The sequence below is a fragment of the Pseudocolwellia antarctica genome, assembly GCF_049933045.1.
In the GTDB taxonomy this organism is placed as follows: Bacteria; Pseudomonadota; Gammaproteobacteria; order Enterobacterales; family Alteromonadaceae; genus Pseudocolwellia.
Genome location: NZ_CP187926.1, coordinates 3,748,332 through 3,760,494, shown reverse-complemented (window position 1 = coordinate 3,760,494; position 12,163 = coordinate 3,748,332). Strand labels below are relative to the sequence as shown.

Below are 12,163 nucleotides of genomic sequence, written 5' to 3'. Positions count from 1 at the left end.
TATTAGAAATAATAGCAGCCTTTTTTTATGTGTTTTTTTAGCAAATTCGTATCAATAATCCAAAAAATATTAGTAGTAATATTCTTCCACGACAGGAGCATTTATTATTACTAGCCAATAAATAAAAGCGGCGACGGCAAGTGCAATAATTACAGCCAGTATTATTTTTGAATGTTTTATTCCATCGCTTTCAGATACATCTTTAGATGATTTTTTACCTGTGATCATAGGTAATACTAACGATTTATTCTTAAACTTTTTATAACCAATAATCGCGATAATATGCATGGCAATAGCACCTAAAATGAAATCAAAACTATTACGATGTATAAAAACTAAAATAGCCTCTATGTCTTTATCTATAGCTCCGTTATAAGGCCCTGCAGTAAAAATATCATCATTCATAAACAAACCACTTATGGCTTGTAATAAAATAATGGTCAACATGAAAACAACCATTAAACTGCCTAAAGGATTATGCCCTGCAGGCTCTTTTGCTTGTTCGTTTTGTTTTACATAATTAATCAGCTTATTTGGTGTTGGAATAAAGTTTTTAAATTGAGAATGTCGTGTACCAAAAAATCCCCAAAGTATTCTAAATACCATTAAACCTAATGCGACATAACCACAAATAAGATGGTAATCAATTACGCCATTATCTTGATCTGATGTATACCAAGCTACCGCTATAGTGACGACTAAAACCCAATGAAATATTCTTAGCGGTAAATCCCAAATTAAATGTTTTGTTGTCATTAAACCTTATCCCTAATGGATTGAATTGTTTTAAGCATTAATGAATTTTACGCGTTATAAATGCGCAGCAAAAGCTTTTACCCTTACAATAAATTAATCTATTGGGTATCAATTGTAAAAGTTCTTTACGGCATTCATTATTCATTAACTCTGGTACAATAGCGCTATTAGAAATTTTAACAACTGTGAACATTGTATGAGCTTTACCTCTTTAGGATTAAACCCTGTTTTATTAAAAGCGATTGAAGATTCTGGCTACGAAAAACCTACGCCAATTCAGTTAGCTGCAATTCCCGCTATTTTAGAAAATCACGACGTTATGGCAGGCGCACAAACAGGTACAGGTAAAACAGCTGCTTTTACATTACCCATCTTGCACCACATCTTATCTAAACCTGCTACCAGAGCGGTTAAAGCTTTAGTTTTAACGCCGACTCGAGAGTTAGCTCAGCAAGTGTTTAAAAATATAGAAACCTATGCAAAGCATACCGAAATTAAAGCTGTGTTGGTTTATGGCGGAGTAAGTATAAGGCCACAAACTGAAGCTATAAATGCAGGTGCAGACATTATTGTTGCTACGCCTGGTCGATTATTAGATCACTTAATTAATGGTTCATTAACTTTAGCTGACCTAGAATATCTAGTTTTTGATGAAGCCGACAGAATGCTTGATATGGGCTTTAAAGATGAAATAAATAACATCCTAAAAAGAATCCCAGCTAAACGTCAAACCCTACTTTTTTCCGCAACCTTCGACGACAGCATATTTAAATTAAGTAAAACCTTATTAAATGAACCGAAACTTATCGAAGTAGGTGAACGTAATACTGCTGCAGCAGACGTAGAGCAAGTTGTTTACACCGTAGATGCGGATAGAAAACGTGAATTAACGTCATTCTTAATAGGTTCGAAAAATTGGCGACAAGTGCTTATTTTTATCCGTACTAAGCAGGGTGCTGATGCGCTTGCCAAAGAAATGTGTAAAGACGGAATAAAAACGCAATCGATTCATGGCGATAAATCTCAAGGCGCGCGTGACAAAGCTTTAGCTGAATTCAAAGAAGGTAAAACAAGAGCCCTTGTTGCAACTGATGTTGCCGCTCGTGGTATTGATATTATCGATCTCCAGTATGTGATTAATTATGAATTACCTTATGTGGCTGAAGATTATATTCATCGAATAGGTAGAACAGGTCGAGCTGGTAAAGCGGGTTTAGCTCTATCTTTAATGAGCCCTGATGAAGAATGGTTATTAAAAGCGGTTGAAGAAGTGCTTGATACTCGACTTTTACCACAATGGTTACCAGGCTATGAACCTGATCCAAATAAACCTGCAAAAAATGGTCGAAGAACTCAAAGTCCACCATCTAAGAAAACAGCACGAAAAAAAGCTTTAGGCGAACGATCAAATCGTAGAAAACGCTAAGCCACTTTTCGTTGTTTTAGTTACACCCAATCCGATGAGGCAGAACTGATGACTTTGCTAGTAATATATGGTTGTAATATTGTGCTTTTTAACGTTATATTTGCTCAATAAATATTTATCCCCTAACACTCAAATGAGCATCCTAGGGGTTAACAGATTAAGGTTGTTGTTATTAGAATTTCACTTCAAACATGGATAGTTACGTTACTTTGCTGCTTTACTTTAAGTTGTGGTGGAGGTAGCAAAGCGACAACTGACAATACCGTACAGGTAAATATCACTCCAGAAACAGAGCCTTTCATTAACCTAACTTTGCAAAGTAAAGTTGAGCAAGTGCAACCTATGACAGGTATTGTTTTTTGGGATACTCACGAGACGTGGAAATCAGCTGAAAAAGCTGCTTTAGCTGATGCGACTTCACTAGAATATAGCTACATATCTATTAATCAAATTGTTACAGCTGAGGACGTTTACGACTGGACTTACCTTGATAACAAACTCGATAAAATAGCCGCGCGAAACCATCAAGCCATTTTTAGGCTGTATTATACTTACCCAGGTAGAAACACAACAGTTCCCGACTATATTAAAAGCTTACCTGACTACAACGAAACTGTAGGTACAACGGAAGGTTTAACCACACACTTTCCTGATTGGAGTCATGCTGAGCTACAAGCTTTTACACAAGAGTTTCATAGCAAATTTGCACAACGCTACGACAATGATAATCGCATCGCCTTTTTACAGGTAGGATTTGGATTATGGGGCGAATATCATATATATGATGGACCTGACCGATTAGGCGATACCTTTCCAAGCAAAGCCTACCAAAAAACCTTTTTAACCCACCTAGCAGGCCTTTACAGCAACTTACCTTGGTCTATATCAATAGATGCATCAGATATACAACAAACGCCGATGAATGAAGCTGAGGTCATCAATTTACCTTTTGGTTTATTTGACGATTCCTTCATGCATCAAGATCATTCTGGCTATAACGAAAGCGCTTGGAATTTCTTTAATTACAACGAGCGTTATAAAACGGTGCCTTTTGGTGGCGAGTTTAGTTATGCAGAAGCTACTGATCAGCTTAATGTTTTGAAACCCGATGTAGGCGCTTACGGCACATCGTATGAAGAGTTTGCCGATAAATTTCACATCTCATATATGATAGGTAACGATACTTATCATGGTGATTCAAGTGAAGAGCAACCTATTTCACGTATCAAAGAAGCCTCGATGGCAAGTGGTTATCAGTTTACCATCACCGCTTTTTCAGCTAACTCAACGCATATTAAAGTAACCGTTAAAAACACGGGTGTTGCGCCGATATACTACGATGCTTTTGTGGTGATTGATGAGATAAAATCGACAGTATCATTAAAGGGGCTTTTACCTAACAGCTCTCAAGAATTCATTATCGAGAAAAGCGTTGATATAAATACTGCTACAACAACTGACTCACCAAGCGTCACTATCGTTAGTGATCATATCTTATCGAGTCAAACTATCGAGTTTAATGCTGATTTATAAGGTTTAAACGCGATAAAGAAAGAGTTTGATAAGATAAAGAGCTTGAGAATATAAAGCTTTGGAAGAAAGAAATTTTAAAACAAAGAAGCATCAAAAATCAGTTAACACTTTTGGCTAGCTGATTAAATTTTTCTACACAGCTTGCACAAATACACGATTTATTCTTTTTTTCGCTCGGTACTTGCCTGATAAGTCCTTCAGGGATCTTTTTAGCCATACACCAACAAGGCTCAGCTGAATTTACAGCGCAACTATTTAGCTGTTGGCATAAAGGGCAGTTCAATTCAGTTTCAGTCATTATTAACACTTATCAGCGGTAGTTTTCATATTCGCTATAGTAACGTTAAAAATGTCATATCGTAATAATAATTCTTATCGGTTACTTCTTAAAAACTAACAACAGCTTATAAAAAAGGCTCCGAGAGATAACTCACGAAGCCTAAAATTAAACATTTAATCGTATTAACAATAATACATTAGGTCTTTTACAGTCTGTATTCTAAGACATTTTACGCTCAGGTGAAGTTCTCACATGGGTAAAGTACAACGGTAAGCCTACTAATAATAAGCCACCTGCTAAGTTACCTAAAACCGTAGGGATCTCATTCCATAAAATATAATCGTAAACAGTAAAGTCACCACCCATGATCATAGAGAAAGGGAATAAAAACATATTCACAATTGAATGCTCAAAACCCATGAAGAAGAACAACATAACAGGCATCCACATCGCTGCCATTTTAGCGCCAGCCGATGTAGAAATCATCGCACCGACAACACCCATAGATACCATCCAGTTACATAACATGCCACGGATAAATATCGTTAACCAACCGCCAATACCGTGCTCTTGATAACCAACGGTTCTTGATTCACCTATATGAGCTACTTTAGCTGCAATCGCACCACCATCTGTTCCGTAACCGTAGGTTAAAATAAACGACATAAAGAATGCGGTTGTTAATGCACCACCGAAATTGCCTAGAAATACTAAGCCCCAGTTACGCATTACGCCGCCAAAAGTAACACCTGGTCGCTTATCTAATAAAGCTAAAGGCACTAATGTAAATACACCGGTTAATAAATCAAACTTCATTAAATAAAGCATGATGAAACCAACAGGGAATAAACATGCGCCTAAAATAGGGCTACCTGTTTTGGTTGCTACAGTAATAGCAAAAATAGCGGCTAGGCCAAGAATAGCCCCCGCCATAAATGCACGAATAATGGTGTCTTTCGTCGACATGTAAACTTTCTGTTCACCAGAGTCGACCATTTTGGTTACAAATTCACTTGGTTCAATATAAGCCATGGAGTTTTCTCTCTTATTAGATTGATGGAGCTAAGGATTGATAAACCTCAGCTCGGGTTAAGCTATTTTACTCAATAATGCTATTTAAGCGCCTATCAGCGTTGCCTGCATGGATGCAGGTACTTGGTTTTTATCAGGAATAAAAAAAACCGTATTTTTACGCCCAATAGCCAGCTATTGGTTTATAAAAATGCCTTGATAACCACATAAATATTATCATTGAGATAAGATTAAAATTTTTTAGTATATTTATCAGCATAAAGCTAAATATAAGATTATAAATCAACAATATATAAAACCCATTAACCCGAGCTAAGGTTAATAAGTTTTATAAGGTAAAAATTTACCACTTAATAAAATTTGAACACGATCACCGTTCTCGTTAGGCTCACGTTTTAAATCCATATTGAAATCAATCGCACTCATTATTCCGTCACCAAACTCTTCATGTATTAATTCTTTAAAAGTGGTTCCGTAAACGCTAATTAATTCGTAAAAACGGTAAATAAGAGGATCAGTCGGTACAGCTGTTGGTAACGAACCTTTGTAAGGCACAACTTGTAGTTGAATAATGGCAGCTTCAGGTAAATCTAATTTAGCGCCAATCTTCTTAGCTTGTTCAGCTGTTAACGTCATTTGTCCTAATAAAGCAGCAGTCGTCCACTCTTTACTTAAACCCAGTACTTCAGCTAATTCGCTCCACGAAACTTTCTTGTAAAGTTTTTGAGTCACAATAAGTTCAGTTACTTCGTTACGTGTTATCGTATTTGTCATGGGTAATCCTCGTTAAGTTTTAAAAAGCGTAAAAATAAATAAGTTGGTTTTAAATTACATTGCACAGGTATAGAACAAAGCTTCGACATATTGTTTATCAATAAAGCAATAAGTCGTCGGCTGTTTACCTTGGTTAACTTATTTAAAATATAAAATGAAAGTTAACCTGATATAGCGATAACCGTGCCATAGCTTTCAAAGTTTTTATTTTATTGATTTATAAGGATAAAATTCATTATTTAGCAAAGAGGAATAACAACGAGTTTTCGTTATAAACGATTTTTCGTTGGTAAGTAACGATAATTCGTTGTTTGGCATAGCAATTGTATAAAGATAAGCAGTGAATGTTTTAGGAAAAGAATATGCTGAATCCATTGTTTATGAACGCACCAACAGCCATGTTATTGATCGATCCAACCAATAACCATATTTTGCAGGCTAACAATAAAGCAAAAGCTCTCTTTGGTTTAAACGCTGATGAAGCAACTCACGCTTTGGCACATTATCAAGTTTCAGCATTTTTTCCTGATTGCTTAGAGCAACTCATTCACTTTACTCAGCAAGTGTTAATTCAAAAAGAAGCTTGGACAAGTAACTTAAGTATCAAGGTAAATAAACAGACTATTCATCTTGAAATCAACGCTTCACAAATAGATGAAAACATCTTAATGAGTTGTCAAAATAGTGTTGAAAGCTTTGCTCGATACCATCAAGCGATTGTTGAATCTAATTATCAATCAGGCTTAACTCACTGGCGTAAAAATGAAACCGTTTTTGAAGAAATAGAACGTCAAAATCAACTGCTATTAACCGCTGTGGGCGATGGGATTTATGGTGTTGATGCACAAGGCAATACTACCTTTGTTAATTTAGCCGCAGAGCAAATTATCGGTTGGAAAAAAGAAGACCTTATTGGCAAAAATATTCACCAAGTTATGCATCATTCCCATCTTGATGGCAGTAAATATCACGCTCACGATTGTCCAATATATGCAGCATTTAATGACGGTGAAATACACAGTGTTGATAACGAAGTCTTTTGGGCAAAAGAGGGGACCCCTATTCCTGTGGAATACACCAGCACGCCAGTGACTGAACACGGAATATTAATAGGTGCGGTGGTTATTTTTAGAGACATTACCGAGCGTAAACGTATACAAGAAAAACTCCTCAATGCCGTTGAAGAAATAGACTCGTTAAAGCGCCGTTTAGAAATGGAAAATGCTTACTTACTTGAAGAGCTGAACGCTGATTTTAACTATCATCAAATTATTGGGCAAAGTGCGCAAGTACAACACATGGCTCAACAAATTGAATTAGTGGGACCAACTAACGCCAACGTTTTAATTATAGGTGAGTCGGGTACAGGTAAAGAGCTTATTGCTCGCGCGATACATGAAGTGAGTGAGCGTAAAGCAAGACCACTCATTCGTGTGAATTGTGCCGCGATTCCTGCAGACTTATTTGAGAGTGAGTTTTTTGGTCATGTTAAAGGTGCATTCTCGGGGGCTATTTCAGATCGCGTTGGGCGATTCGAGCTTGCTGATGGCGCAACCATATTTTTAGACGAAGTAGGCGAAATACCTATTCAACTGCAAGGTAAGCTATTACGTGTTTTACAAGAACAGCAGTTTGAACGCGTCGGTGAATCAAAAACACGCAGTGTCGATTTACGTGTTATTTCAGCCACCAATCAAGACCTAAGACAGCTAATAAAAGAGAACAAGTTCAGAGAAGATTTATATTACCGACTAAACGTTTTTCCTATTCAGTCACCCGCACTACGAGATCGTATTGATGATTTACCGCTGTTAGCAAAACACTTTATTGATAAGGTTTGTACGCGTATTAATAAACCTCAACCTAAAATATCTTTAGCGCAAATGCACTTACTCGAACAGTACAGTTGGCCTGGGAATATACGCGAATTAGAAAACATTATTGAACGACAAATTATTTTAGCGAAAGATCAGAAAATCAACTTCGACATTTTAACGAAACAGAATAACAATATTCAACACACCACTAAGACAGTAGCGCCATTAGAATTGATGAGCGCGATACAACACAAAGCCTTAGAGAAAACTAATATCGAGCAGGCATTGCAACACTGTAAAGGGAAGATTTATGGAGCGGATGGTGCAGCTGAGTTATTAGCATTAAAGCCCACAACTCTTGCTTCTAAAATAAAAAAATACGATATAAACCGTCATCTACATAAAATGTAGATCACAAAGCTGAGTCATATTTTATATAAACACATAGGCGTGTTTATTTATGAGTTTGGGGGAATATCAATTTTTGGCCAATTGATAATAAACTTACAACCTTTACCTTCTTCTGACTCAATCTTGATTGTTCCGTCATAAAAGTTAATCGCTTTTTGTACCATAGACAAACCTAAGCCACTGCCTTCAATTTCATCTTTAGAGTTCAGTTTGTTAAAGCGTAAAAATATTTTCTCATGGTATTTTGGATCTATGCCTGGACCATCATCTTCAATACAAAGTTGGTAACGGTCAGCTTGCTCAATACAGGTAATATCAATTCTGCCATTTTTCTTAGTGTGATGTTTTATGGCATTAGATAAAAGATTCGTTAATATCATTTCTAACGGTATTCTCGGTAATAAAACATCTATTGCTTGCGTATTAATGGTGAATTCTTTAGGCATGTTTAATAAGAATAAACAGTCGGTTACCACTGATTTTAAATTCAATGTGTGAACTTCTTTACCACATCGTTCAATTTTAGAATAACTCAGTAAGTCTTCTACTAAGCGTTTCATTCTACTGACGCGCTTCTTGATTAAACGAAAGTGCTCTTGGCTATCTTCATCAAGTTTGCCTTCTGTATCTTCTTCTATCCAATCAACTAAGTTTTCAATCGCATTTAAAGGCGACTTCAAATCGTGAGATGCGCTGTGAGCGAACTCATCTAAATCTTTGTTGGATTTTTTCAATAAGTCGATAAGGTTTTCATTTTCAGTAATATCTCGAGCAATACCTAAAATGTAATCTTCACCCTTCGCATTTTTAAAGCGTTTCTTTATAGTAAATAGCGATTTAGTTTCACCACTTGGGAAAGCTATTTTCTCTATTACTTCAGATATACCTTTTTCAAAAGCGATTTTATCTTGCTCTAGAAAAACATCAATATCTTCTTTTTTGTAATTTTCTAAAGTGGTGTAGCCGAGAATTTTATCGCGATTTTCTTCAGGGTATAAATTGATAAAGGCAGAATTTGCATGAATAATTTTAAAGTCTTTATCTTTTGCAAAGATAATATCGGGATTAGTTTCACTGATCAGTTCGTATATCTCTAAAATCCGATCAAATTGATCATTCTTTTTACTGAGCTCAAATTGTGTTGTAGCGTTTTGGGCTAACAAGATTAAAAAGGATATTTGAACGTCATCCAATAACTTGGCTTTAGTATCCATAGCAACAAGGTAGCCTAACAAATAACCTGTTGATGAAATTAAAGGTGCACTGCCATAAAAGCGAATTTGGTTGCTTGTTAAAGGGGAGGTTTTATCTTCAAAGCTTTCTTCAGTTGTAATATCGGCTATCTGAATAAAATTACAATGTTGAGTTACATGAGCCGCAATAGAATGATTAGGAATAACATCTTCATCAAAGCCTATTTTGGCTTTAACCAAAATATTACCTGAATTAATGATTTGGATAAATGCGTAAGGTACATCGCAATTCTTGCGTGTTTGTTCCATAACATTATTAAACATAGGGGCTAAATCTATTTGAGTAATATCAAAATTGATTAGCTCTATTGGTTTTAAATTCCCTTGATGTGGCATGTATCTTCCTAACCTTGTAAAGGCTACGTGTAAATTTATAAGAAATAGCAGTACATATAATAATAGCAGGGAGTTTATTTTCAGCAAGGTTATATGGAAATTTTCATTACATGAAAAAGACTTACACCAATATACATACCGTATACATAGTGCATTACAAAGAAAATCATTTAATTTAAATTAAGAACACACCCTTTAAAATAACGATGTAAGGCTTTTATCTTCAGCTAATTTTTGCTGTTAATAACAATTGTTAAGTGGAGTCAGTAAATCCCGAGCTTAGATTACATAGAAGCGTGTAAATTTTACACATATGAGTATTTATTTTAGGTGTCTATAATATTAATTATATTATTATCAATAGCTTGTGTTATGGCGTGAGGCTTGCAATATAACTGATATAAATTACAAATAAAGAGAAATCCTTATGGTTATTCACTTCTATTATTTTATATCGGCTATCGTTTTAGGTTTATTGGGTTATTACACTAGCTCTGTAACGTCTTTTATCTTTTATTGGTCCTGCTCATCATTTTTAGTGGTTACATCCGCTTATCTTATCAAACAGCCGAATGTGTTTAACAAAAGTAGTCATGGTGAAATACCACTGCATATCAATCTATTACTTTTACCTTTTATTTCAGTTAACTATTTGCATAACTTGATTGCTCAATACTTTGATAAAACAGACAAAGTACAACAAATAGATAAAGGTTTTTTTATTGCCTCGCGTTTAAATATTGATGATCTAAAAGCTAGAGACTTAAATGCTACAGATGAAAAAATCACATACGCTATTGTTGATATGACAGCAGAATCTAGCAGCCTAAATTGGCAGGCTCCAAGGTTAAAATTGGCTTACTTAAATACGCCAACATTAGCTCAGAAAACTCCAGATATTGATTCACTACAAAGAACCTTATTTTGGATTGATGAACATATTAACCAAGGTCATAAGGTTATTGTGCAATGTGGTTTGGGTACTGAGAGTTCAGTATTTGTAGCTGCGGCTTATTTACTGATTAAATACCCGCAACTTACTGTTGCTGGCGCATTGCAAAAAATACAGACTATTCGTCCACAAGCAAATATGTACTCAGAGCATATAAATGAATTAGTTGAGTATCGTCGAACACATGAGTTATACGCTTATCCAACATCTAAACTTGCTATGAGCGCAGTCATACGAGAAGCTAAATGGAAGCCTCAGTATGCTAATGGAATGTAACTAAAAGGCTGCCCTAAGTATGTAAACCAAATCATTTAAGCAGTTCCAAAAATTAATAAAGACTCTCAAGTCAGTTAATTATTCATTTACCCAAAAGGTATAGTGAATAATTAACAATTTCTTTGTAAAAATTACTCTCCAATTTTAAATTATTTACCTCACCACAAATAAATTCATTGTTTATCAATGTATTAAGTTTAGGCGCGAATGTTGCTCTACTTTGTACATACGCACATAAAAATAATACTGAATGTAGGAATGATAATGGATCTTTTGAATGTAGATAAATATTGGGAGCTTATTAGAGATAAGCTCATCAATTGGTTAGAAACCGCCGTGCAGCACATACCTAACCTTATTGTTGCTATCGTCTTTATTATTTTCTTCTCTTTCTTTGTCGGCATTGTTGGTAAGGTATTACAAAAGGGCTTGAGAAAAGCTTTCGACTCAGTACAAATTGCAGACCTAATTGCAGCTATTTTGAAAACCGCTCTGATCATGGTGGGTATATTCATCTGTTTAGACTTTATGGGCTTAAAAGGTACGGTAACCTCATTGCTTGCGGGTGCTGGTATTATTGGGCTTGCGATTGGTTTTGCTTTTCAAGACATGACGGAAAATCTTATTGCAGGTATCTTTATGGGCATTCGCAAACCCTTTAAAACAGGCGATGTTATTCAAGCTGATCACGTGTTTGGCTCTGTTAAAATGATCAACTTAAGAAACACCTTAGTTGAAACCTTTTCAGGTCAGATAGAAATTATCCCCAATAAAATATTATTCCGAAATATTCTGACCAACTTTTCTATTATGGGCGTGAGAAAAGTCGAAGTACCTGTTTCCATTTCTTATGCTGATGACCCTGATCACGCAAGCGGAGTTATTGTTAATGCCATTAAAGATTGTGACTTTGTTATAAAGCCAGAAGAAACCAGCGTATTTGCTGAAAGCTTTGGCGATAGTGGTATTAACTTACTGGTTTGGTTTTGGATTGATTACCCAGGAGAACCTGGTTTTATGGTCGCTAGACATGAAGCCATCACGCGTATTAAAAAATCTTTAGAAGCAGCAGATATCTTAATTCCATTTCCTATTAGAACACTCGATTTTGGTGCGAAGGGCGGTAAAGAGCTTGGCGATGTATTAGCCGAACAAACCAAAGCCACAAAGTAGATCATATTAATAAACTAAATAATCAACTATAAACGTACGCTAAGGCTCCCTTCATGCTCATCAGGTGTTATCTGATAAAGCATGTTAGGTGATTAATCACTTAAACATACCCCTTAAATAAAGGGAGATGGCGTTCAATAAAAA

10 protein-coding genes are annotated in these 12,163 nt (G+C 35.6%); 5 read left to right on the top strand and 5 right to left on the bottom strand.

Annotation, left to right across the window (positions count from 1 at the left end; genetic code table 11):
• Positions 1-69: 69 nt before the first annotated feature.
• On the bottom strand, positions 70-756 hold the full coding sequence (locus tag ACPUVN_RS16300; protein WP_426359256.1) for a cytochrome b/b6 domain-containing protein: 687 nt from the start codon (positions 754-756) through the stop codon (positions 70-72).
• Positions 757-952: 196 nt separating this feature from the next.
• Between ACPUVN_RS16300 and ACPUVN_RS16295 the strand changes: the two genes are divergently transcribed.
• Positions 953-2,182: a DEAD/DEAH box helicase gene (locus tag ACPUVN_RS16295; RefSeq protein WP_426359257.1), complete on the top strand. Its 1,230-nt coding sequence runs from the start codon at positions 953-955 to the stop codon at positions 2,180-2,182.
• Between the two features lie 342 nt (positions 2,183-2,524).
• Complete coding sequence (locus tag ACPUVN_RS16290) at positions 2,525-3,715, top strand: hypothetical protein (protein WP_426369465.1); 1,191 nt, start codon at positions 2,525-2,527, stop codon at positions 3,713-3,715.
• A gap of 97 nt (positions 3,716-3,812) precedes the next feature.
• Here ACPUVN_RS16290 and ACPUVN_RS16285 read toward each other — a convergent pair whose 3' ends face one another.
• The 3 genes from ACPUVN_RS16285 to cynS all read right to left on the bottom strand — a co-directional run bounded on the left by ACPUVN_RS16285 (position 3,813) and on the right by cynS (position 5,801).
• On the bottom strand, positions 3,813-4,013 hold the full coding sequence (locus ACPUVN_RS16285) for a cysteine-rich CWC family protein (protein ID WP_426359259.1): 201 nt from the start codon (positions 4,011-4,013) through the stop codon (positions 3,813-3,815).
• 201 nt (positions 4,014-4,214) lie between these two features.
• The gene (locus ACPUVN_RS16280) at positions 4,215-5,027 is read right to left on the bottom strand and encodes a formate/nitrite transporter family protein (protein WP_426359260.1); all 813 of its coding nucleotides are present in this window, start codon (positions 5,025-5,027) and stop codon (positions 4,215-4,217) included.
• 318 nt (positions 5,028-5,345) lie between these two features.
• The gene (gene cynS, locus ACPUVN_RS16275) at positions 5,346-5,801 is read right to left on the bottom strand and encodes a cyanase (RefSeq protein ID WP_426359261.1); all 456 of its coding nucleotides are present in this window, start codon (positions 5,799-5,801) and stop codon (positions 5,346-5,348) included.
• Between the two features lie 362 nt (positions 5,802-6,163).
• Between cynS and ACPUVN_RS16270 the strand changes: the two genes are divergently transcribed.
• Positions 6,164-8,029 carry a sigma-54 interaction domain-containing protein gene (locus ACPUVN_RS16270; protein ID WP_426369464.1) on the top strand — a complete coding sequence of 622 codons (1,866 nt, stop codon included), beginning with the start codon at positions 6,164-6,166 and terminating at the stop codon, positions 8,027-8,029.
• 47 nt (positions 8,030-8,076) lie between these two features.
• Here the strand turns inward: ACPUVN_RS16270 and ACPUVN_RS16265 are convergent, their stop codons facing one another.
• Positions 8,077-9,618 (bottom strand): GAF domain-containing sensor histidine kinase, encoded by a 1,542-nt coding sequence (locus tag ACPUVN_RS16265; RefSeq protein ID WP_426359264.1) that lies wholly within the window; start codon positions 9,616-9,618, stop codon positions 8,077-8,079.
• Positions 9,619-10,045: 427 nt separating this feature from the next.
• On the opposite strand from ACPUVN_RS16265, the gene ACPUVN_RS16260 reads away from it, so the two are divergent.
• Together ACPUVN_RS16260 and ACPUVN_RS16255 are read left to right on the top strand one after the other, a co-directional pair.
• Positions 10,046-10,846 (top strand): dual specificity protein phosphatase family protein, encoded by an 801-nt coding sequence (locus ACPUVN_RS16260; protein ID WP_426369463.1) that lies wholly within the window; start codon positions 10,046-10,048, stop codon positions 10,844-10,846.
• Between the two features lie 264 nt (positions 10,847-11,110).
• On the top strand, positions 11,111-12,019 hold the full coding sequence (locus ACPUVN_RS16255) for a mechanosensitive ion channel family protein (protein WP_426369462.1): 909 nt from the start codon (positions 11,111-11,113) through the stop codon (positions 12,017-12,019).
• Positions 12,020-12,163 lie beyond the last annotated feature (144 nt).

What these genes read in the sequence shown, in the direction of transcription:
- ACPUVN_RS16295 (WP_426359257.1), top strand. Translation starts at nt 953, where the DNA reads ATGAGCTTTACCTCTTTAGGATTAAACCCTGTTTTATTAAAAGCGATT.
- ACPUVN_RS16285 (WP_426359259.1), bottom strand. Translation starts at nt 4,013, where the DNA reads ATGACTGAAACTGAATTGAACTGCCCTTTATGCCAACAGCTAAATAGT.
- ACPUVN_RS16270 (WP_426369464.1), top strand. Translation starts at nt 6,164, where the DNA reads ATGCTGAATCCATTGTTTATGAACGCACCAACAGCCATGTTATTGATC.
- ACPUVN_RS16265 (WP_426359264.1), bottom strand. Translation starts at nt 9,618, where the DNA reads ATGCCACATCAAGGGAATTTAAAACCAATAGAGCTAATCAATTTTGAT.
- ACPUVN_RS16300 (WP_426359256.1), bottom strand. Translation starts at nt 756, where the DNA reads ATGACAACAAAACATTTAATTTGGGATTTACCGCTAAGAATATTTCAT.
- ACPUVN_RS16290 (WP_426369465.1), top strand. Translation starts at nt 2,525, where the DNA reads ATGACAGGTATTGTTTTTTGGGATACTCACGAGACGTGGAAATCAGCT.
- ACPUVN_RS16255 (WP_426369462.1), top strand. Translation starts at nt 11,111, where the DNA reads ATGGATCTTTTGAATGTAGATAAATATTGGGAGCTTATTAGAGATAAG.
- ACPUVN_RS16260 (WP_426369463.1), top strand. Translation starts at nt 10,046, where the DNA reads ATGGTTATTCACTTCTATTATTTTATATCGGCTATCGTTTTAGGTTTA.
- cynS (WP_426359261.1), bottom strand. Translation starts at nt 5,801, where the DNA reads ATGACAAATACGATAACACGTAACGAAGTAACTGAACTTATTGTGACT.
- ACPUVN_RS16280 (WP_426359260.1), bottom strand. Translation starts at nt 5,027, where the DNA reads ATGGCTTATATTGAACCAAGTGAATTTGTAACCAAAATGGTCGACTCT.